Below are 22,168 nucleotides of genomic sequence, written 5' to 3'. Positions count from 1 at the left end.
GCGGTACCAAGGAGGTCAACACATGGCAAGGCACCTTCACGCCGACCGTGAACCCCGAATCGTGGCCGAGTCCACCTGTCTCGGCCCGTGCGATCCGGCCGAGCGCATCCACGTCACGATCATGTTGCGGCGGCAGGAGGAAGCACATCTTGATGCACTGCTTCACCAGCTCGCGAGCGGCGACGCGGCCGCGAAGCCGCTGTCGCGCGAAGCGTTCGCGCAGCGCTTTTCCGCGAATCCCGACGACATCCGCAAGACCGAGGACTTCGCGCACCGCCATCAGTTGAAGGTGGAGCGGGTCGATCCCGCGGAAAGCGTCGTCGTGCTGTCCGGCACGATCAGGCAGTTCGAGGCCGCGTTCGGCGTCACGCTCGAACGCTTCGAGCATCGGTCGATCGGCCAGTATCGCGGCCGGTCCGGCCCGATCGTGCTGCCCGACGAGCTGGGCGACGCGGTTACCGCGGTGCTCGGCCTCGACAGCCGGCCGCAGGCGCGGCCGCACTTCCGGCTGCGGCCGCCGTTCAGGCCCGCGCGCGGCGGCGCGGCCGCCGTCACGTTCACGCCGCCGCAGCTCGCGTCGCTCTATGGCTTTCCGGACGGCGACGGCGCGGGGCAGTGCATCGCCATCATCGAACTGGGCGGCGGCTATCGCGCGGCCGACATCCGGCGGTATTTCCGCGGGCTGGGCATCGCGACGCCGCCGGCGCTCGTCGACGTGAACGTCGGCAGCGGCCGCAACGTGCCGACCGGCGATGCGAACGGCCCGGACGGCGAAGTCGCGCTCGACCTCGAGATCGCGGGCGCGATCGCGCCCGCCGCGAAGCTCGCCGTCTATTTCGCGCCGAACAGCGACGCAGGCTTCATCCAGGCCGTGAACGCGGCGGTGCACGACACGACCAACCGGCCGTCGGTGATCTCGATCAGCTGGGGCGGGCCCGAGGCGATCTGGCAGGCGCAGTCCGCGCAGGCATTCAACCGCGTGCTGCAGTCGGCGGCCGCGCTGGGCGTCACCGTGTGCGCGGCGTCGGGCGACAGCGGCTCCGGCGACGGGCTGCAGGACGGCGCGCAGCACGTCGATTTCCCCGCGTCGAGCCCGTACGTGCTCGCGTGCGGCGGCACGCAGCTCGACGCGTTGCCGGGGCAGGGCATCCGTCGCGAGGTGACGTGGAACGACGAGGCGTCGGGCGGCGGCTCGGGCGGCGGGGGCGTCAGCACGCTGTTCGACGTGCCCGTGTGGCAGCAGGGGCTGGCCGCGAAGCTCGCCGACGGCAGCCGCGCGCCGCTCGCGAAGCGCGGCGTGCCGGACGTCGCGGGCGATGCATCGCCGCAGACCGGCTACGAAGTCTCGGTCGCGGGCACGCCCGCGGTGATGGGCGGCACGAGCGCGGTGTCGCCGCTGTGGGCGGCGCTGATCGCGCGCATCAACGCGGCGGCGAACACGTCCGTCGGCTGGATCAACCCGACGCTGTACAAGCATCCGGACGCGTTGCGCGACATCACCGAAGGCAGCAACGGCGCGTACGCGGCGGCGCCGGGCTGGGACGCGTGCACGGGGCTCGGCAGCCCGAACGGCGCGCGGCTGGCCGCGATCCTGCCGCCGAAGCCGTCGAGCTGACGGCGGCGGTTGCCGCGCATCAGGTTGTCACGGGTTTCTTGCTTCCCCCCCTTTACCTCGAGGAGCAGCACGATGGGCAACGATTCCGCATCTTCCGGCGGCGTGTATCCGCTGCATCACGGCGAGCACAATTCGCACGCCGTGCCGCCGACCGTCAATCCGGTTGCGCTGAGCCACGGCCGCGACCATCCGTTCTTCGATCCGGTCGCCTACGGCAACGGCCCGGACGATTCGGTGACCGACACGACCGAGGCGGCCGCCGTCACGCATCACACGGTCACGATCGGCGGGCGGCGCATCGCGTACACCGCGACGGCCGGGCATCTCGTGACGGTCGATCCGAGCAGTTCGCTGCCGGACGCCAAGATTTTCTACGTCGCGTTCACCGAGGACGGCCAGAAGGAGGAAGCGCGCCCCGTGACGTTCTTCTATAACGGCGGGCCGGGCTCGTCGTCGGTGTTCGTGCTGCTCGGCTCGTTCGCGCCGCGCCGCATCAAGACGTCGATGCCGGGCTTCACGCCGCCTGCGCCGTACCAGATGGAGGACAACCCCGACAGCCTGCTCGACCGCAGCGACCTCGTGTTCATCAACCCGGTCGGCACCGGCTACTCGGCCGCGATCGCGCCGCACAAGAACCGCGATTTCTGGGGCGTCGACCAGGATGCGAACTCGCTGAAGCAATTCATCAAGCGCTACCTGACGAAGAACAACCGCTGGAATTCGCCGAAATACCTGTTCGGCGAATCGTACGGCACCGCGCGCAGCTGCGTGCTCGCGTACAAGCTGCACGAGGACGGCGTCGACCTGAACGGCGTCACGCTGCAGTCGTCGATCCTCGACTACCGGCAGGCAGGCAACCCGGTCGGCGTGCTGCCGACCGCGGCGGCCGACGCGTGGTATCACAAGCGGCTCGGCGTGTCGCCGGCGCCGACCGACCTCGGCGCGTTCGTCGAGGAAGTCGCGCAGTTCGCGCGCACCGACTACCTGGACGCGCTGCGCAAGCGCCCGCATCCCGATCCAGCCGTGGTGCGGAAGCTCGCCGACTACACGGGGATCGACACGGCGACGCTGCTGTCGTGGAACCTCGACATCGCCGGCTACGACGCGCGCGGCAATTCGGTGTTCCTGACGACGCTGCTGCGCGCGCGCGGGCTGTCGCTCGGCGCGTACGACGGCCGCGTGACGGGGATCGGCACGGGCATCGCGGGCAAGGTCGATCCGAACTCGGGCGGCAACGATCCGACGATGACGGCCGTGTCCGGCGTCTATACGGCGATGTGGAACAGCTACCTGAACGAGCAGCTGAAGTTCACGTCGAACTCGTCGTTCACGGACCTGAACGACCAGGCGTTCCAGAACTGGGATTTCAGCCACATCGACCCGACCGGCGCACAGCAGGGCGTCGACGCGCAGGGCAACGTGATCCTCTACACGGCGGGCGACCTCGCCGCGGTGATGGCGCTCAACGTGGACCTGAAGGTGCTGTCGGCGAACGGCTTCTACGATTTCGTCACGCCGTTCTACCAGACCGTGCTCGACCTGCAGCAGATGCCGCTCGAAGATGCGACGGTGCGGCAGAACCTGTCGGCGCGCTTTTATCCGTCGGGGCACATGGTGTATCTCGACGGCGGCTCGCGCACCGCGCTCAAGCACGATCTCGCGGCGATGTACGACAAGACGGTTGCCGATACCGGCGCGCAGCTGCGGATTCGCGCGCTGCAGGCGAAGAAGGGCGGCGGGCGCGCGTAGCGTCGCCGGGCGCGCGCGCCGCGCGTGGTGTGCATGGTGTGCGTGGCGCGTGCGGGGCGCGCGGCGTCGGCAGCGAGCCGGGCCGGCTTACGCGGCCGGCCAGTCGAACGGCGTGTAAGGCAGCGCGCGCTTGTGCCGCGAGCCGTCGTAGAAGCGCAGCACGGTTTCGTACACGTGATCGCTGACCGGCTTGCCTTCGAGGAAGTCGTCGATCTCGTCGTAGCTGACGCCGTACGCGTGCTCGTCGGGGCGCAGCGGACGCAGCTCCTCGAGATCGGCGGTCGGGACCTTCATCACGATCGTCTCCTCGCCGCCGAGCGCGCGGGCCACCGCGCGCACGCGGCGTTTGTTCAGGCCCGCGAGCGGCAGGATGTCCGCGCCGCCGTCGCCGAACTTCGTGAAGAACCCCATCAGCGATTCGGCCGCGTGATCGGTGCCGATCACGATCCCGCGCCGCGCGCCGGCCACCGCGTACTGCGCGATCATGCGCTCGCGCGCCTTGATGTTGCCGTGCACGAAGTCCTGCTGCGCGTGTTCCGCGAACGCCAGCCCGCCGGCGACGAGCGACGCGAGCATCGCGTCGGCGGCCGGCTTCACGTCGACCGTCAGCACCTCGTCCGCGCGAACGAACGCGAGCGCACGCTGCGCGTCGGCTTCGTCGTTCTGCACGCCGTTCGGCAAACGCATCGCGATGAAGCGCGCGTCGTAATCCTCCGCACGCAGGCGCTCGACCGCGAGCTGCGCGAGCCGCCCGGCCGTCGACGAATCGACGCCGCCGCTGATCCCGAGCACGTAGGTCCGCAGGCCGGTCGAGCGCAGGTACTGGGCGAGGAAGTCGACGCGGCGCGCGATTTCGGCATCGGCATCGAAATGCGGGGCGACGTTCAGTTCGGCGATGATCGCGCGTTGGCGGCTGGCGTAATCGGCGGAGGTCATGTCAGTGGTTCCGGAACGAAAATTCGAGGCGCCCATCATAAGCGCAATCGCGGGCGGGTGCCGCGCGGCGCGTGCACGTGGGGAGGGTGAGTTGCATCGGGGAGATGCGTGGGGGCGTCAGGGGGCGGGGCTTGGTTGCGTGCAAGGACGGTGGCGTGGTGGCGGGCGCCCGCTTGCGCCGATGCTTCGGTTGCATGCAGCGACGGCGTCGATGGCGTACGACCGCGCACATGCGTCGGCGTTTCGCACGCACGCAACCGCGCGCCGACCGCGGATCAGCGCCGCGCGAGCACGACGCCCACCAGCGCGAGCGCGAACCCCGCGAGCTGGACGGCGGCGAGCGTCTCGCCGAACAGCAGGTAGCCCTGCAGCGCGGCCAGCGGCGGCGCGAGGAACAGCAGCGACGTCGCGCGCGCGGCGTTGCCGCGCCGGAGCATCCACATCAGCATCGTGACCGCGCCGCCCGACAGGAATACGACGCCCCACGCGAGCGACACCCACAGCGCGGGTGCGCCGGTCCAGCGCGTCTCGTGCAGCAGCCCCGCGAAGACGGCCGCGACGAGCGCCGCGCCGAGGTTCTGCACCGCGACGGCGGTGCGCAGGTCGCTCTGCGCGAGCTTGCCCTTCTGATAGAGCGAGCCGGCGGTGATCGAGCCGACCGCCAGCACCGACACCGTGACGACGAGCCAGGCCGGCGCGGCGCCGGGCGGCGGCGCGACGCCGCCCGTGACCTTCGGCGCCAGCACCAGCGCGACGCCTGCGAGGCCGAGCGCCATCCCGAGCCAGCCGCGCGCGGGCAGCCGTTCGTTGAACAGCGGCACCGCGAGCACGGCGGTCGCGAGCGGCTGCAGCGCGCCGAGCAGCGCCATCACGCCCGCGTTCAGCTCCTGGGCGACCGCCCAGTAGCTCGCGCCGAGGTACACGCCCTGCAGCAGCGCGCCGGCGATCAGGTGGCGCGGCCATTCGCGGCGCGCGGGCCACGGCGCGCGCGCGGCGAGCGCGACCGCGCCGAACAGCACGGCGGTGCCCGCGAAGCGCGCGAGCAGGAACAGGTTGGGATCGGCGTAGGGCTTGATCGCCCGCGCGACGATGAACCCGGTGGACCAGAGTGCGACGAAGGCCGCGGCGACGATCGAGGTCAGCATGCAGGACGGGCCGCGGACGGCCGGATGGAATCACGAAGTCCGGCAGTATCCGGCGCCGCCGCGCCGGTGTCTTGTCGAATCCTGCAGTCGCGCGCGCGTCGTGCGAACAGGCCCTAGTCGAGCGAGAAGGTGTCGAGCGGCTGGTTCGCGCTCGTTTCGTTCGCGAAGCGGGCGGCGAGCTGCTGATGCAGGCGGCGCGCCTCGTCGAGCGTCAGGTCGATCCAGTAGGGATCGCCGGCGGCGTCGTTGAGTCGTTCGGGCGGAAACTGGATTTCGAGCACTATGCCTTTGCGATACATCGCGCAAGCTCCCCTGGATGGTCGTTCGTTCGGCGAAGCGCAAAGTGTAGCAATGCGCGGCGCGCCGATTCCCGCGCCGCCGGCAATTCAGAATTTCTCCGCCCGCGACGACCGGCCGGCTTACACGCGGCGGTCAAACGGCCGTACTACAATGGCGCGCTACTCATTCACTGGTCGCCTCGGGCGCGTCGCGAGATGCTGGCGGAACAACGTCACCAATTCATCCTGTCGGAACTCGGAAGGTCGGGCGCGCTGTCGGTCGCGGAACTGGTGCGTTCGCTCGACGTGTCGCGCGAGACCGTGCGGCGCGACCTGAACGCACTGGCGGCGCGCGGGCTGCTGGTGATGACGCACGGCGGCGCGCTGGCCGCGGACCGCCGCGAGCCGAGCCTGTCCGAGCGCGAGGCGGCCAACGCCGACGCGAAGCGCGCGATCGGGCGGCGCGCGGCCGAATTCGTGCCCGACGGCGCGTCGGTGCTGATCGATTCCGGCAGCACGCCGCATGCGGTCGCGCTCGCACTCGCCGACAAGCACCGGCTGGCGGTCTATACGAACGACTGGCGCACCGCGCTGGTGCTCGCGCGCCGCAACGGCAATCGCGTCACGCTGCTCGGCGGCGAGCTGTCGGACGACGAGGACGCGACGTTCGGGCTCGACACGATCCAGCAGCTCGCGCAATACCACGTCGACTTCGCGTTCGTCGGCGCGGGCGGCATCACGGCCGACGGCGAATTCACCGACTACTCGCGGCTTGCCGCCGAAGTGCGCAGCCGCATGATCGCCGCGGCCGCCACGGCGATCGTCGTCGCCGACCATTCGAAGTTCGGCCGCGTGACGCCGGTGCGGATCAACGGCACCGAAGCGGCGCGCTATCTCGTGACCGAGCGCGCGCCCGACAAGGCAGTGCGCCGCACGCTGGTCGCGCGCGGCATCGAGCTGCTCGTCTGCGACTGACGCGCGTACCGCGACACGCAAGATTCATCGAAGCGTCATCCCCACGGCAAAGCCGCGCGAAAGACTGACCCGTTCGACCTGGATTGAACCAAGGAGAACGACGATGTCCGTGAGCGTGCGCAGCTATCTTTCCCCGACGTTGGTGCTGCTGGCCTTCGACTGGCCCGGCGCGCAGGCGCGAGGCGACTTCCTCGGTTTCGCGATCACGCGCACGCCGGGCTTCTGGTCGGCGGACGGGAGGACGCGCGCGCCCTATAGCTGGCTGCCGAACCGCCTGACGTTCGACGGCCCGGCCGCCGATACGCAAGGCGACGCGCCCACCGACCAGGCGCCGATCCAGAAATTCATGTGGTGGGACGCGCGGATCGACCCGCAGGACCGCGGCGGCGCATTCCGCTACGACGTGTATCCGGTCGTCGGCACGCCGGCGTGCCTGCAGGTGCTCGACGCAGAACGCGGCGTGTGCGACGTCGTGCTGCCCGCGCACGTCGAGGATGGCGTCGGCACGTGGTTCAACCGTGCGGTGGTCAGCTCGCAGGCATTCGCGAAGCAGGTCGCGGCGCTGCATCTCGCGCCCGGCGAAGCGCCCGCCGCCGACCAGGCGCTGAAGCTGCGCACGTGGCTCGCGAACGACATGGAGCAGGTGTTCGCACAGATGCTCGATCCCGCGTCGCGCGCGGTGTCGGCCGTCTATCACCTGACCGACACGCTGTGGGCGTTGCCCGCGTTCGACGCGTTCGGCCGTGCGCACGGCGACGCGTCGCTCGCGATCGTCTACGACGCGCACGTGACGGCGCGCAAGGGCCGGCCGCCGCTGCCGTCGCCGAACCAGCCGGCCGTCGACGCGCTGCAAGGGCTCGCGACGCTCGCGCCGCGCGACCGGACGCACATCATGCACGACAAGTTCATCGTGACGGACGCACCGGGGAGCGCCGCGCCGGCGCGCCTGTTGACGGGCTCGGCGAACTTCACGACCGAAGGCCTGACCGAGCAGGCGAACGTGCTGCACACGTTCGATTCGCCGGCGCTTGCCGCGCTGTACAACGATCGCGCGCGTGCGCTCGCCGCGAATCCGCCGATCGCCGAGACGGCGCGGCTGTCGCCGGGCTGGTCGGAGCCGGTGGCGATCGGCGGCGCGCGGGTGCGGGTGTCGTTCTCGCCCGAGCCGGCCGGGCAGCGCACGCAGATCGACACGATCGTCTCGGCGATCGAGGCGGCGCAGCATTCGGTCGCGTTCTGCCTGTTCATGCCGACCGACGCCGCGTTGCGCGATGCGTGCTTCGCGGCCGGCGACCGCGGGCTGATGATGTTCGGGCTCGTCAACCGGATCAGCATCGACAGCGCGACGAAGGCCGATGCCGCGCAGCAGAATGGCCAGGCGCTCGATGCGGCGACGCTCGCGAACCTCGAGCTGTACCACCGCGGCCGCGACCATCGCGACGTGATCGACGCGCGGTATTTTTCGCCGGCGACGGCGCCGCAAGGCTTCGAACCGGAGCTGCGGCTGTTTCCGGGCGAGCCCGCGCCCGCGTATCCGCCGGTCGTGATCCATCACAAGTTCATCGTGATCGACGCGGAGGGCGCGAACCCGGTCGTCTACAGCGGATCGGCGAACATGAGCCGCAATTCCGAGCAATACAACGACGAGAACCTGCTCGAGATTCGCGACGCGCGCGTCGCCGCGACCTATCTGGCGGAATTCCTGCGGCTGTACGAGCACTACCGCGCGCGGGCGCTAGCCATCGACGCGAAGACGCGCGGCGCGTCGCCGCATCCGCGGCTCGCGCTGGCACCCGATGCGGGCTGGGCGAAGAAGTATTTCGTGGCGGGAAGCCCGGAGGAGAAGGCGCGGGTTGCACTGGCCGCACCCGCGCCGAAGGGCTGATGCGCGCGTCGCGCGGCGCTATTCGGCGGCGACGTACCGTAGCACGGCCTCGGCGATCGTGTCGCGATGCCGCGCGCGCAGGCGCGGCGCCGACGGATCACGGCCGAACGCGGCGCCGAACGTGTAGCGGTTCGACACGCGATGGAAGCAGAACGAACTGATCAGCAAGTGCAGGTCGAACGCGTCGACGTCCTTGCGGAACGCGCCGCTCGCAGCACCGCGCTCGAGCAGCTCCTCGAGCGTCTTGATGATGCTGACGTTGCGGTTCTTGAACGACTTGAGCTGTTCGAGATACTTCGCGCCGTGGATGTTCTCGATCGACACGAGACGGACGAAATCGCGATGCTTGTCGTGATAGTCGAACGTGAACTCGACGAGCCGGCGCATGCCCTCGACCGGCGCCATGTCGCCGACGTGCAGCTCCTGCTCGAGCGCGCGGATGTCGCCGTAGACCTTCTCCAGCACGGCCTCGTACAGGCCTTCCTTGCTTTCGAAGTAGTAGTAGAGCATCCGCTTCGTCGTGTTCGTGCGCTCGGCGATCGCGTCGACGCGCGCGCCGGCGAGCCCCATCGCGGAGAATTCCTGCGTGGCGACGTCGAGGATGTTGCGCTTGGTCTGCTCGGGATCGTATTTGCGCCGCGCATCGGACGGAACCGCGCGGTTGTCGGACGTGGCGGCCCTGCTTCCTGTTTTCATGTGACGTTTATTGGTGGCTTCACGGCGGCTTGGACAGGCCATTCTAGCATGTGGAAATTCGTCGTTTTGCCGACCTTTCGTTCTAGTCCGGATATGTCCGGCAGCGCCGGGAAGCGCCCGACGGGCCGCCGCGCGGGCGCTCAGTGGCGTTCAGTGCCGATAAGCCGCGAGCGCGTCGCGCGCCTGGTACGCGGTGTACGTGAGCTGTGCGGCGGCGAGGCCCGCGAGCCCGAACGTGCGGGTCAAGCCGAACGCGGCGAAGCCTGCCGGCACCGGCCGCTCGCCGGCCAGCGCGGCGGCGAGCGTTTCGCCGGCGACCGTGGTCGGCGCCATCCCGTGCCCGCCGAACGCGATCGCGTGCCAGACGCCGTCGGCGTCGCGGCCGATCTGCGGCATCTTGTGCCGCGCGTAGCTCATCAGCCCGCCCCACGCGTATTCGACCTTCACGTCCGCGAGCTGCGGATACACGCGCGCGAGGTCGCGCTTGAGCAGGCGGGCGATCGCGTCCGGGCCGCGGTCGAGCACCGAGATCCGGCCGCCCCACAGGATCCGCGTGTCCTGCAGCGGACGGTAGTAGTCGAACGCGAAGCGCGTGTCGTAGATCGCATACGGCGCGTCGATCGCATCGGCGAGGCGCGCGCCGAGCGGCTCGGTCGCGATCACGTAGGTCGCGATCGGCAGCACCGCGCGCTCGATGCGCGGCGACACGCCGCGCGCGTAGCCGCCGCCCGCGAATACGACGTCCTTCGCTCGCACCGCGCCCCGGGCGGTGCGCACGACGTAGCCCGCGCCGTCGCGTGCGATGCCGAGCGCGGCCGACTGTTCGCAGATGCGCGCGCCGCCGCGCGCCGCGGCCGCGGCTACGCCGAGCACGTACTTGAGCGGATGGAAATGGAACGCGTTGGGCTCGAACAGGCCGCCGTGATAGCGCGTGGTCTTCAGCCGCGCGCGCAGCGCGTCGGTCGCGACCGGCTCCCAGTCGACGTCGAATTCCGTCTTCATCAGCGTGCGCAGCCCGTCGAGCCGCGACGGATCGTCGAACCAGTTCGCGAGCATCACGCCGCGGTCGACGATGTCGCAGTCGATGCCGTAGCGCGCGATGCGCGCGCGTATCAGGTCGACCGCATCGACGGTCAGCCGGTACAGGCGGCGCCCTTCGTCGCGGCCGAGCGTGCGCAGCAGGTCGGCGTTGTCGAGGCTGTAGCCGCCGAACACGAAGCCGCCGTTGCGGCCGGACGCGCCGTAGCCGACCCGTTCGCCGTCGAGCACGACGACGTCGCGCACGCCGCGCTCGACGAGCCCGAGCGCGGTGCACAGGCCGGCGAGGCCGCCGCCGACGATGCAGACCTGCGTGTCGACGGTGTCGGTCAGTTGCGGATAGGGCTGGCGGGAAACGGTGGCTTCGTAGAAATTCTGCATGCGTTTTCGGTGACGATGGACGACGAACGGGGCGCGCGGCGCGCGTCGATCTTGCCTGAACGCGCGCGCCGCGTCGAATGGCGGGTCGGTATCGCGGCGGGTGGGCTGTCGTCGTGGAAGCGAAGGGCGTCGTGTCGCCATTGGCCGACGGCCGTGGGCGCGCCGGATGCGGAGCATGCCGGCGCCACCTCGTTCGTGTGTGCAAGTCGCCCGCACGGCGAACGAAATTTGCACACCGGGTAATGCCGCATCGTCATCAAGTTGCTGCGCGCGGCACCGGCACATGCGTGCCGCCCATCCGCCCTAGACATGTCGGCTCGGCGCGCCGACACGCCCCGCTTCGGCCAGCCCAGTTGTTGCGTTTTGGGAATGAAGTCGTGAGTTAATATCAATAGCCGCCCGACTTGTGGCCATCGACAATGTGATGCATGGATCGTGCGTTACGGCGCGCGGGTTTGCCGTCCTCCACGGCCCGGCGACGGCATCCACCCGAGGCGCGACACAGCGCTGCCGTACTCGCCCCGCCGTGCGTGCGCTTGCACAGGGCGCGCGAACGCGCTCCAATCGAATCACGCGGGCGGCGTTGCCGCCGCACCGATCAATCTGTCCCTGAAGAGGAAGTGATGCAATTCAACGACATTCTTGCCGCGCTCGACATCGATCTCGCCCAGTGGAAAGGCAATGCGCTGACCGCGCGCTCGCCGCTCGACGGCGCGACGCTCGCGACGCTGGCCGTCGACAGCCCTGCCGACGCCGAGCGCAAGATCGACGCCGCGCACGCGGCATTCCTCAAGTGGCGCACGGTGCCCGCGCCGGTTCGCGGCGAACTGGTGCGCGTGTTCGGCAACGTGCTGCGCGAGCACAAGGCCGCGCTGGGCCGGCTCGTCACGCTCGAAGCCGGCAAGATCACGTCGGAAGGGCTCGGCGAAGTGCAGGAAATGATCGACATCTGCGATTTCGCGGTCGGCCTGTCGCGCCAGCTGTACGGCCTGACGATCGCGTCCGAGCGCCCGGGCCACCGGATGATGGAGACGTGGCACCCGATCGGCGTGTGCGGCGTGATTTCGGCGTTCAACTTCCCGGTCGCGGTGTGGGCGTGGAATGCGGCGCTCGCGTTCGTGTGCGGCGATCCGGTCGTGTGGAAGCCGTCCGAGAAGACGCCGCTCACCGCGATCGCGTGCCACGTGCTGCTCGGCAAGGCGCTGCGCGAGTTCGACAAGACGCATCCGGGCGTCGCGCCGGAAGGCTTGAGCCAGCTCGTGCTCGGCATGCGCGACGTCGGCGAGGTGCTGACGTCGTCGAGGAAGGTGCCGGTCGTCAGCGCGACGGGCAGCGTGCGGATGGGCCAGGAAGTCGCGAAGGTGCTGAGCCAGCGCCTCGGCCGCGGCATCCTCGAGCTCGGCGGCAACAACGGGATGATCGTCGCGCCGAGCGCGGATCTCGATCTCGTCGTGCGCGCGGTCACGTTCGCCGCGGTCGGCACGGCCGGCCAGCGCTGCACGACGCTGCGCCGCCTGATCGTGCACCGCAGCGTCGTCGATCAGCTGCTGCCGCGACTCGAGAAGGCCTATGCGTCAGTGACGGTCGGCAGCCCGCTGGAAGCCGGCACGCTCATCGGCCCGCTGGTCGACCGCGCGTCGTTCGACGCGATGCAGAAGGCGCTGGCCGATGCGCGCGAGCAGGGCGGCGAGGTGAAGGGCGGCGAGCGTGTCGACTTCGGCCACGCGGATGCTTACTACGTGCGTCCGGCCATCGTGCGGATGCCGAAGCAGACGGCGGTGGTCGAGCGCGAAACGTTCGCGCCGATCCTCTACGTGATGGTGTACGACGACTTCACGGATGCGATCGACGTGCACAACGCGGTGCCGCAGGGCTTGTCGTCGGCGATCTTCACGAACGACATGCGCGAGGCCGAGCAGTTCATGTCGGCGGCGGGCAGCGATTGCGGGATCGTCAACGTGAACATCGGCACGAGCGGCGCGGAGATCGGCGGCGCGTTCCGCGGCGAGAAGGAGACGGGCGGCGGGCGCGAGTCGGGTTCGGATGCGTGGAAGGCGTATATGCGTCGCGCGACGAACGCGATCAACTACAGCCGGGAGCTGCCGCTGGCGCAGGGGGTGAAGTTCGACGTGTGATGCGGGGCGCCGCCGCTCGGCGGCCCACGCGCCGGCACCGGGAAAAGGGCGTTTGCGGTCGTCGCAAACGCCCTTTGCGTTTCAGCGGGGCGACGCCTCCCCCGCCGGCATGTTCTGCACCATCAGCATCCGCGGGCTCGACAGCGAGATCTGCGCGGCGCGCAGCCGCTTCAGGATCTCGAACAGCAGGTCGCTCTTCGTCGACCCCGCGATCCGCGGGCTCGCGACGTAGCCCGTCACGCTCAGCGTGATGCCGTCCGGCGTGAGCTGGCTGAACGTCACCGACGGCGCGGGCTTCTCCAGAATCGACGGATGCTCGCGGTACGCATCGAGCAGCAGGTCGCGCACCTGCTCCGGATCGGTGTTCAGCGGAAACGTCAGCACCAGCGTCGCGACGCCCTGCGTGCTGTTGCCCATCGTCACGTTGCGCAGGTTCTGCGAGATCAGTTGCGAGTTCGGCACGATCACGGTCGAGCGGTCGCTGAGCTGGATCTCGGTCGCGCGCACGTTGATCCGGCGGATGTCGCCCTCGACGCCGCTGATGCTGATCATGTCGCCGACCTTCACCGGCCGCTCGGTCAGCAGGATCAGCCCCGACACGAAGTTCTTCACGATCTCCTGCAGGCCGAAGCCGATGCCGACCGACAGCGCGCTGACGATCCACGCGAGCTTGTCCCACCGCACGCCGAGCAGCGCCAGCGTCATCAGCACGATCAGCGCATAGCCGACGTTGCTGAACAGCGTGACGAGCGACGCGCGCATGCCGGGGTCCATGCCGAGCGCCGGCATGAACTCGTTGTCGAGCCAGCGCCGCACGGAGCGCAGCAGGTAGAGGCCGACCGCGAAGCCGATCACCGCGTTGATGATCCGGTCCGGCATGATGTTGAGGCTTTGCAGCTTCTGGCCGCCGACCACCGCGACCAGGCTGTCGAGCAGGTCGCCCGGCGTCGTGCCGAAGCCGCCCGTCAGCAGCGCGATCACCGCGAACAGCATCAGCAGGCTCGTGCCGAGGCCCGACAGCACGGTCTGCGCCTGTTCGAGATGCCTGTCGCCGAGCCCGAACAGATGCTTGATCTGCTTGCCGCTCGACAGGTTCGCGTTGAACAGCGTGGCGCACGCGTCGCGCGTCAGTTGCGTCAGCACGTATACGCTGCACAGGACGATCTCGAACCAGACCAGCTCGAAGGTGATGAAGCGTGCGACCGAGATGTAGCCGATCATCAGCGCGAGCAGCGACACGACGATCGCGAGCGACACGCCGGCGTGGATCAGTCCCGCAAGCGTCGAGCGCTGCTCGGGCGCTTCGCCGGCCGCCGCGAGCGCGCTGCGCACGCGGTTCGCGCGCAGCAGCGACGCGCCGACCGTCAGCGTGACGACGAGCGCCACGATGCCGCGGCCGAACAGCGTGACCGACAGGCTCGTGTCGACGATCCGGTTGATTTCCTCAAGCGTGCCGGACACGAGCAGCAACCCGGCCAGCACGCCCGGGAACGGCCGCATCGCGCGGGCGACCGGATCGGCGAGCGCGGGCAGCCGCCACGACGGATGGCGCGTGCACAGCAGCGCGCGGCCGAGGCCCGCGATCAGCGCGCAGGTCAGCGCCAGCTTCGCGAACTCGTCCCACAGGTCGCTGAGCGTCGGCGTGAGATCGTAGCGACGCGCCAGCGCGACATAGAGGAGCTGCACCGCGACGCCGGTGGTCAGCAGCGTGGTGACCGCGGTCGACAGCGCGAGCGCGCTGCGGCGCAGGCGGGTTTCGGGCAGGCGGTTCACGCAGAACCACGCGAGCCCGCGTTCGACGAGCCGCCGGCCCACGATCCAGACCGCCAGCGCGGCGAGCAGCAGCAGCGTGGTCACGATGCGCTGCCCCGGCTGCCAGGCCGACTTCAGCATCGCGACGAGCTGCTCGTCGAAGTCGCCGAGCCGCTGCGCGTCGTCGGGCGGCAGCCGGAACAGCGGCAGCCAGAATTGTGCGCCGAAGATGCTGCCCGAGCGCAGCACGAGCTGGTTCTTCAGCAGGCTGCGATTCAGCTTCGAGAACTGGTCGGTCAGGTTGGCGAGATTGCCCTTCTGGTCGGCGGCCTGCTTCAGCGCCGCATCGATTTGCGCCTTGCGCGCGTTCAACGTCGCGCGCTGCTGCTCGACCGCCGGGGTCTCGGGCGCCGCGCCCGGCGCGGGCGGCGGCCCGAGCACGTCGAGCTGCGCCTGGATCTTCGCGCGCTGCGGGACCAGTTGCGCGCTCAGCTTGTCGACGGCGGCGCTCAACGCCTGGGTCGAGTCTGCCAGCGAGTCCAGCACCTTGCCGTTCGTCGCGGCGGACGTCTGCTGCTTGATGCGGTCCTGCTGGACCTGCATCTGCTTCAGCTCGGCGACCGCGTCGCTCAACGAAATCGTCGGCACCGGGACGCCGACGCCGCTCGCGCCCGGTGCGGACGCGGCCGCCGGAAACGCGGCGGCCGTCGCGATCGCCGCGAACTGCAGCAGTGCGATCAGCGCGATGCGGCGTGCGTAGGTGGAAAGTCGTGGTATTGACATGGAATGCTTGCGTTTTGCTGACGACCCCGGCCGCCGCATGGCGCCGGGGAGGCGGGAAGTTGGACCGCTAGCATGTTACCGGGCGCGGCGCGGGCGGTGGCGCAGGTCGTGCCCGCGCGGCCTCGGCGCGCAGGCATGCGCCGGCGGACGCGCGCGGGCGCGCGGCGACGCCGGACGCCCGTGCCGACGGGGCCGCGCCGGCTTTCGCGGGCGGCTGCGGCGGCGCATGGCCTGCGCGCACCGATGGCGATGCGCCGACACATCGTTACGCAATTTACACATCGTCCGGCTGCGAAGCGGTGTGCCCGCGCGGCGTCGCGCTCCTCGGACCATCCGAGCCGGCGCGTGCGGCGTGCCGGTACAATGCAGCGAATCGTCGACGCGGCGGCCGGCCGGCCGGCGAACAACAACATACGACACGATCAGGAGACACGACCAAGATGGTCTCATCGGAAAGCATTCCACGGGCAGCCGCCCCGTCCTCCACCATCGACGCGGGCGCAATCTCGGCCCGCCTCGACCGCCTGCCGCCGACCCGCAGCGTCTGGAAGCTCGTCGTGCTGCTGAGCCTCGGCTTTTTCTTCGAACTCTACGACCTGCTGTACAGCGGCTATGTCGCACCGGGCCTCGTGAAAAGCGGCATCCTCAGCGCGACGACGCATGGGCTGTTCGGCACCACCGGCGTCGCGAGCTTCATCGCCGCGCTGTTCGCGGGCCTCTTCATCGGCACGATCGCGTGCGGCTTCCTCGCCGATCGCTTCGGACGCCGAGCGATCTTCACGTGGTCGCTGCTGTGGTACACGGCCGCGAATGTCGTGATGGCGTTCCAGGACACCGCCGCGGGGCTGAACTTCTGGCGCTTCGTCGTCGGCCTCGGGCTCGGCGTCGAGATGGTGACGATCGGCACGTACATCTCGGAGCTCGTGCCGAAGCAGATCCGCGGCCGCGCATTCGCGTGCGAGCAGGCGGTCGGGTTCGCCGCGGTGCCGGTCGTCGCGTTCCTCGCGTACCTGCTCGTCCCGCGCGCGCCGCTCGGCCTCGACGGCTGGCGCTGGGTCGTGCTGATCGGCGCGCACGGCGCGATCTTCGTCTGGTGGATCCGTCGCGCACTGCCGGAAAGCCCGCGCTGGCTCGCGCAGCAGGGCCGGCTCGACGAGGCGGACCGCGTGATGCGCGCGCTCGAGGCGAAGGTCGAGGCGGAATACGGCCGCCCGCTGCCGCCGCCCGCGCCTGCCCAGCCGGTGCAACGCGCGCGGCAGCTTCCGGGACATGTGGGTGCCGCCGTACCGCAACCGCACGATCATGATGACGATCTTCAACGTGTTCCAGACGGTCGGCTTCTACGGCTTCGCGAACTGGGTGCCGACGCTGCTGATCAAGCAGGGCATCACGATCACGACGAGCCTCGCGTATTCGAGCGTGATCGCGCTGGCCGCACCGATCGGCCCGTTGATCGGACTCCTGATCGCCGACCGCTTCGAGCGCAAGTCGGTGATCGTCGCGATGGCGGGCGCGGCGGTGGTCTGCGGGCTGCTGTTCAGCCAGACGACGGCGGCCGCGCTCCTGATCGTGCTCGGCATCGGCCTCACGCTCGCGAACAACATCATGTCGTACAGCTTCCACGCATACCAGGCCGAACTGTTCCCGACCGCGATCCGGGCGCGCGCGGTCGGCTTCGTCTATTCGTGGAGCCGCTTCTCGGCGATCTTCACGTCGTTCGCGATCGCCGCCGTGCTGAAGGGCTTCGGCACCGCAGGCGTGTTCGTGTTCATCGCGGGCGCGATGGCGGTCGTGATGGCGGTGATCGGGCTGATGGGGCCGCGCACCAAGGGCATCGCGCTCGAAGCGATCTCGAAGTAGTTGTCGCGCGGGGTGCGGGGCAGGCGGCCGGGCGGCGCGCTACGTTGCGCGCCGCTCGGTGCTTCGTGCAGGGCGAACGGCGTCCGAAGCCCGAAGCCCGAAGCCCAGAGTAAAGCGCTCGGTGCGCGCCCCACGCCCCGCCGCGCTGCCGTTCAATGCGTGCGCAGGTAGAATGAAAGACCTCACGACTCATTGACCGCCATCGGGCCGAACGTGTTGCCCGCACGAGCGGCTTCGCCCCGGCGAGACGTCGGCGCGGCGCGCATGCGATGCGTTCCACGTACCGGCGAAGCTCGCGCGCGTTGCGCCGCTCGCTATGTCCGGCGGCCGGATCGGCCGATGGCTCCGATCGCATGATGCTTTCCGACCTGACGCGGCGATTCCCCGTGCCGCGTTGCAGTACGCGCACCGTCGCCGCCTTCGTGTGGCTCGCCGCCGCGCTCCCCGTTTCCGTTCTCGTCCCGCAGCCGGCCTTCGGCGCATCCGACGTGCTGGCGTCTGCCGCGCCCGGCGCCTCATCGGCATCGTCTCCGGCTCGGCATGCCGCCGCGGCGCATCCGGCGTCGTCGGCGGCGCCGTCGTCCGCTGCCGCCGCGCATCACGCGCATTCCGCCAGCGGCGCATCGGCTGCTTCGGCCGCATCCGCCGCCTCGGATACCGCAGAAACTTCCGCGAGCGAAGCCGAAGCACCGGCGCCGACGCCGCCGCGCCGGCATCCGCCGTTGTCTGCGGAACAGGCGAAGGAGGCGACCACGCGCGCGGTCGACATGCGCAAGCGGTTCGCGCAGGAAGTGACGCGCCGGCTGAACGTGCCTTCGAGCGAGCAGCGCGCATATGGCCAGCGCCTGCAGCAGGCGCTGGCGGCCGGCGGTCTCGCCGACCTCGCCGGCGAATACGTGGTGATGGTCGATCGCGCGCCGGCCGTGCAGGCGCTCTTCATCTACTTCCGCGCGACGTCGGCCAACGCGTGGCTCATGATCGGCGCGTCGCCGGTCGCGACCGGGCTGCCCGGCAAGTACGACCACTTCATGACGCCGCTCGGCGTGTTTACGCACACGCCGGACAACATGGATTTCCGCGCGGAAGGCACGACGAACGACAACGGCATTCGCGGCTACGGCCGCCGCGACATGCGGATCTTCGACTTCGGCTGGGTGGACAGCGAACGCGGCTGGGGCAAGGGCGGCGTGTCGGCGATGCGCTTCCAGATGCATGCGACCGATCCGGAGCGCCTCGAACCGCTGCTCGGCATCCGCCATTCGAAGGGCTGCGTGCGGATTCCGGCGTCGCTGAACACGTTCATCGACCGGCACGGGATGCTCGACGCCGACTACGAGGCGCGCGTCGAGTCCGGCCGGTCGCTGTGGGTGCTGCGCCACGATCGCGACATCACGCCGATCGCCGGGCGCTATCTGGTCGTGATCGACAGCGAACGCAGGACGCGTCCGGCATGGTCGCCGGCGCCGGGCCACAAGGCGCGGTCGAAATTGCCGAAGAACGGCGATACGGCGGATTGACGCGCGCCGGTCAGCGGAAGAATTTCAGCCAGTCGAACAGGCCCGCATGCGGTGCGCGCCGCTTCGGCGCCGGCGCGCTGCGCGGCCGGAAATCCGGCGACAGCTGCGCGCGCGGATCGATCACGCGCGCACGCAACGCGGCATCGTAGAACGTGCCGACGATCGGCAGCGCGCTGTGCGCGCCTTCGCCCCAGTAGTCGCTGCCGAGCGTCACGTGGCCGTCGTCGAAGCCGACCCACGCGCCGGCCACCAGCTGCGCATGCATCAGGATGAACCAGCCGTCGGCGTTGTCCTGCGTCGTGCCCGTCTTGCCGGCCACGTCGGCGCGAATGCCGTAGCGCGCGCGGATGTCCACGCCGGTGCCCTGGTCGACGACGTCGCGCATCACGTCGACGAGCGTCAGCGCTGCGTTCGCGGGCAGCGCCCGTTCCGGCGGCGGGCTCGCGAACACGGCCAGCACCTTGCCGTCGTGATCCTCGATGCGCGTGACCATCTGCGGTTCGACGTACATGCCGCGGTTCGCGATCGTGCCGTACGCCGACACCATTTCCTTCAGCGTGACCGGGCTCGTGCCGAGCGCGAGCGACGGCACCGCGTCGAGCGGACTCTCGCGCACGCCCATCGCGCGCGCGAGCCGCACCACCTTCGCCGGGCCTTCGTGCTGCATCAGCTGCGCGGTGATGCGGTTGCGCGAATGCGCGAGCGCGTCGCGCAGCGTCATCGGCAGGCCGCTCGGCGGTTCCGCGTCGGTCGGCCGCCACACCGCGTGAGCGTCGAGCGGGATCGCGACATTGCGGTCGACGAACGTGTCGTCCGGCCGCAGGCCGTCCGCGAACGCCGCGCCGTAGACGAATGGCTTGAACGTCGAGCCCGGCTGGCGGCGCGCCTGCTGCACGTGATCGAACGGTTCGTCGCCGAAGTCGGGGCTGCCGACCCACGCGCGAATCTGGCCGTTGCGCGGATCGAGCGCGACGAAGCCGGCCTGCACCCGCGTCTTGCTCCGGCACAGCGCGCGCATGAAGTCGCGATTCGCGCCGAGCCTGCGCAGCGCGACCGGGTCCGTCAGGCCGGCATCGCGCGCGCTGCGGTAGTCGGGCGTCTGGCGAATGAAGCTCCGAAACAGGTCGTTGCGCAGCCCGCAGCCGTTCGGGCCGCGCCACGCGTCGTTCGCGATTTCCTGCAGCCGGTCCGTCTGCCGTTCGACCGCCTGCGTGGCGATCTCCTGCAGGCGCGAATCGATCGTTGTGCGCACGACGAGCCCGTCCGAGTAGATGTTGTAGTTGTTGCGGTCGGCCCACGCGATCAGCCATTTGCGCAACAGCACGGTGAAGTGCGGCGCGAGGCCGGGCGACGCGGCCTGCGGTTCGAAATCGACGCGCAGCGGCCGGCGGGTCAGCGCCGCATACGCGTCGGGCCGCAGCTTGCCGAATTTCTCCATCTGGCCGAGCACGGTGTTGCGCCGCTGCAGCGCGCGCTCGGGGTTGAGCACCGGGTTGTAATAGCTGTTGGCCTTCAGCATGCCGACGAGCGTCGCGCTTTCAAGGATGTCGAGCTGGGCGGCCGATTTGCCGAAGTAGGTGCGCGCGGCCATTTCGATGCCGTACGCGTTGTACAGGAACGGCACCGTGTTCAGGTAGGTCTCGAGGATCTGGTCCTTCGTGTACACGCTCTCGATCTTGAACGCGGTCACCAGTTCCTTCAGCTTGCGCGTGAGCGTCGGCGCGCGGCCGACTTCGTCGGGATACAGGTTGCGCGCGAGCTGCTGCGTGATCGTCGAGCCGCCCTGGCGGTCGCCGGAGAAGGTATGCAGCGCGGCGCCGAGCGTGCGGCGCCAGTCGATGCCGTGGTGGTCGTAGAAGCGGCGGTCCTCGGTGGCGATCAGCGCGTCGACCATGTGCGGCGAGATCTGTGACAGCGGCACCCATTCGCGGTTCACCGGCCGGAACTCGGCGATCACCTGGCCGTCCGCCGACACGATCTGCGCGGGGCGGTCGATGCGCGCCTTGCGGATGTCGCCGATGCTCGGCGTGAACGGCACGAACGCGAGCAGGACCAGCAGCCCGAGCAGCGGAAGCGCCGCGAGCGCGAGCACGACGCCGCGGCGCGTCGGATGGCGCAGCCGCTGCCATGCGCCGGCGCACAAGGCGCGCGCGCGGTCGCGGCAGCGGAGCCACAGATTGCGAAGAGACGGCACGAAGCGATTCACGGCGACGGTAGCGCGGAGCGCGGTCCGAAAAGGCGCGATGCTAGCAAACCGCGAGCGGCTGCCGCGGGCCGAAACGGCCGTTTTCTTGCAGGATTTACAGACGATTACGTTTGTTGCCCGCGGACAACCTTTCGCGGCGCCCGCGGCCGCGGCGCGCCGCTCGGGTCGAGGGCGGCCGCCTCCATCTGCGCGATCGAAGCCGCCACGCCGCGCGCTTCCACGAAGCCTTTGCCGCTCGGTCGTGCATTCGCTTCGACGACGGTGGAGCGCGCCGCCTGCAGCGATGCCGCGAGCCGCCACGTGGACGGCGGATCGTCGCCGAGCCGCACGTCGCCGAGGCGCACGGCGGCGCGCCGGAGCGCGCCGAGCGACGGCATTGCCACGATGCGGGCCGTTCGGGCCACGATCCTGTTCTGCTGAAACTGCTCGCAACCGGTTCTACAGAAGAAACCAGTTTGCGGGCACAATCTGCGCATGACGAAGCCCATGCAGGGCCGTCAGCCGAACCCCGTCCCACCGTGGAGCCGCCATGTACGTCCCTGCCCATTTCGCCGAATCGAACCCCGACGCGCTGCGCGAGCTGATCGTCCAGCACCCGTTCGGCAGCCTGGTCACGCACGGCAGGAGCGGGCTCGATGCGAACCACCTGCCGTTCGAGCTGGTAGCCGGCGACGGCGGGCTCGGCGAGCTGCATGCGCACGTCGCGCGCGCGAATCCGGTCTGGCAGGACGTCGCGGACGGCGGCGAGGTGCTGGTGATTTTTCGTGGAGGCGATGCGTATATCTCGCCGAGCTGGTATCCGAGCAAGCACGCGACGCACCGGCAGGTGCCGACGTGGAACTACGTCGCCGTGCATGCGCACGGGCGCGTCACGGTGCGCGACGACGAGCGCTTCGTGCGCGGCGTGGTCGCGCGGCTGACGCGCACGCACGAAGCAGCGCTGCCTGAACCGTGGAAGATGGGGGACGCGCCGAAGGACTACCTCGATACGATGCTGCAGTCGATCGTCGGGCTGCAGATCGAGATCACGCGGCTGGTCGGGAAGCGCAAGCTGGGGCAGAACAAGGCGGTGGAGGATATTCGCGGCGCGGCCGACGCGCTGATCGCGAACGGGCAGGTGGCCATCGGCGACGCGATGCTCGAGCAGGCGGACGCGAAGCGGCAGTGAGTCGCGCCGATCCGCACGCGCGCCGCACCTGCGCGCGCCGCCGTGCGAG

At 69.9% G+C, this 22,168-nt stretch carries 15 protein-coding genes and 1 pseudogene; 8 read left to right on the top strand and 8 right to left on the bottom strand.

Going from position 1 to position 22,168, the window contains the following annotated elements; all coding sequences use genetic code 11:
- Positions 1 to 22: 22 nt before the first annotated feature.
- Entirely contained in the window at positions 23 to 1,615 is a 1,593-nt protein-coding gene (locus WJ35_RS28025) for a S53 family peptidase (RefSeq protein ID WP_069240496.1), read from the top strand.
- A gap of 72 nt (positions 1,616 to 1,687) precedes the next feature.
- Positions 1,688 to 3,364: a S10 family peptidase gene (locus WJ35_RS28020; RefSeq protein ID WP_069240495.1), complete on the top strand. Its 1,677-nt coding sequence runs from the start codon at positions 1,688 to 1,690 to the stop codon at positions 3,362 to 3,364.
- 87 nt (positions 3,365 to 3,451) lie between these two features.
- Here the strand turns inward: WJ35_RS28020 and nadE are convergent, their stop codons facing one another.
- The 3 genes from nadE to WJ35_RS28005 form a co-directional block, all read right to left on the bottom strand.
- Positions 3,452 to 4,300 (bottom strand): ammonia-dependent NAD(+) synthetase, encoded by an 849-nt coding sequence (gene nadE / locus WJ35_RS28015; RefSeq protein ID WP_069240494.1) that lies wholly within the window; start codon positions 4,298 to 4,300, stop codon positions 3,452 to 3,454.
- Positions 4,301 to 4,575: 275 nt separating this feature from the next.
- Positions 4,576 to 5,445 carry a DMT family transporter gene (locus tag WJ35_RS28010; protein WP_069240493.1) on the bottom strand — a complete coding sequence of 290 codons (870 nt, stop codon included), beginning with the start codon at positions 5,443 to 5,445 and terminating at the stop codon, positions 4,576 to 4,578.
- A gap of 113 nt (positions 5,446 to 5,558) precedes the next feature.
- Complete coding sequence (locus WJ35_RS28005; protein ID WP_045563987.1) at positions 5,559 to 5,744, bottom strand: hypothetical protein; 186 nt, start codon at positions 5,742 to 5,744, stop codon at positions 5,559 to 5,561.
- A 195-nt stretch (positions 5,745 to 5,939) separates the two neighbouring features.
- On the opposite strand from WJ35_RS28005, the gene WJ35_RS28000 reads away from it, so the two are divergent.
- Together WJ35_RS28000 and WJ35_RS27995 are read left to right on the top strand one after the other, a co-directional pair.
- Positions 5,940 to 6,698 (top strand): DeoR/GlpR family DNA-binding transcription regulator, encoded by a 759-nt coding sequence (locus WJ35_RS28000; RefSeq protein ID WP_010089307.1) that lies wholly within the window; start codon positions 5,940 to 5,942, stop codon positions 6,696 to 6,698.
- A 103-nt stretch (positions 6,699 to 6,801) separates the two neighbouring features.
- Positions 6,802 to 8,583: a phospholipase D-like domain-containing protein gene (locus WJ35_RS27995; protein ID WP_060232358.1), complete on the top strand. Its 1,782-nt coding sequence runs from the start codon at positions 6,802 to 6,804 to the stop codon at positions 8,581 to 8,583.
- An 18-nt stretch (positions 8,584 to 8,601) separates the two neighbouring features.
- Here WJ35_RS27995 and WJ35_RS27990 read toward each other — a convergent pair whose 3' ends face one another.
- Both WJ35_RS27990 and WJ35_RS27985 read right to left on the bottom strand, forming a co-directional pair.
- The gene (locus WJ35_RS27990; protein ID WP_010089309.1) at positions 8,602 to 9,279 is read right to left on the bottom strand and encodes a TetR family transcriptional regulator; all 678 of its coding nucleotides are present in this window, start codon (positions 9,277 to 9,279) and stop codon (positions 8,602 to 8,604) included.
- 150 nt (positions 9,280 to 9,429) lie between these two features.
- Positions 9,430 to 10,698: an NAD(P)/FAD-dependent oxidoreductase gene (locus WJ35_RS27985; protein WP_060232362.1), complete on the bottom strand. Its 1,269-nt coding sequence runs from the start codon at positions 10,696 to 10,698 to the stop codon at positions 9,430 to 9,432.
- A 623-nt stretch (positions 10,699 to 11,321) separates the two neighbouring features.
- Here WJ35_RS27985 and WJ35_RS27980 point away from each other — a divergent pair.
- Positions 11,322 to 12,833, top strand: coding sequence for an aldehyde dehydrogenase family protein (locus WJ35_RS27980; protein WP_069240492.1), 1,512 nt, complete (start codon positions 11,322 to 11,324; stop codon positions 12,831 to 12,833).
- 81 nt (positions 12,834 to 12,914) lie between these two features.
- On the opposite strand, the gene WJ35_RS27975 is transcribed toward WJ35_RS27980, so the two are convergent.
- Positions 12,915 to 15,368, bottom strand: coding sequence for a DUF3772 domain-containing protein (locus WJ35_RS27975; RefSeq protein WP_069240491.1), 2,454 nt, complete (start codon positions 15,366 to 15,368; stop codon positions 12,915 to 12,917).
- A 440-nt stretch (positions 15,369 to 15,808) separates the two neighbouring features.
- Here WJ35_RS27975 and WJ35_RS27970 point away from each other — a divergent pair.
- Both WJ35_RS27970 and WJ35_RS27965 read left to right on the top strand, forming a co-directional pair.
- Positions 15,809 to 17,228 (top strand): annotated as a pseudogene (locus tag WJ35_RS27970) (MFS transporter).
- Positions 17,229 to 17,497: 269 nt separating this feature from the next.
- Positions 17,498 to 18,745 (top strand): hypothetical protein, encoded by a 1,248-nt coding sequence (locus tag WJ35_RS27965; protein WP_069240490.1) that lies wholly within the window; start codon positions 17,498 to 17,500, stop codon positions 18,743 to 18,745.
- A 10-nt stretch (positions 18,746 to 18,755) separates the two neighbouring features.
- Here WJ35_RS27965 and WJ35_RS27960 read toward each other — a convergent pair whose 3' ends face one another.
- Entirely contained in the window at positions 18,756 to 20,951 is a 2,196-nt protein-coding gene (locus tag WJ35_RS27960) for a penicillin-binding protein 1A (RefSeq protein WP_069240489.1), read from the bottom strand.
- 104 nt (positions 20,952 to 21,055) lie between these two features.
- Entirely contained in the window at positions 21,056 to 21,439 is a 384-nt protein-coding gene (locus tag WJ35_RS27955; protein ID WP_124260299.1) for a hypothetical protein, read from the bottom strand.
- A gap of 41 nt (positions 21,440 to 21,480) precedes the next feature.
- Here WJ35_RS27955 and WJ35_RS27950 point away from each other — a divergent pair, with 41 nt between their 5' ends.
- Positions 21,481 to 22,119, top strand: a complete 639-nt coding sequence (locus tag WJ35_RS27950; protein WP_069240488.1) for an FMN-binding negative transcriptional regulator — start codon at positions 21,481 to 21,483, stop codon at positions 22,117 to 22,119.
- Positions 22,120 to 22,168: the final 49 nt, after the last annotated feature.

The sequence above is a fragment of the Burkholderia ubonensis genome, assembly GCF_001718695.1.
Lineage (GTDB): Bacteria > Pseudomonadota > Gammaproteobacteria > Burkholderiales > Burkholderiaceae > Burkholderia > Burkholderia ubonensis_B.
This window is presented reverse-complemented; position numbering and strand designations above follow the sequence as displayed.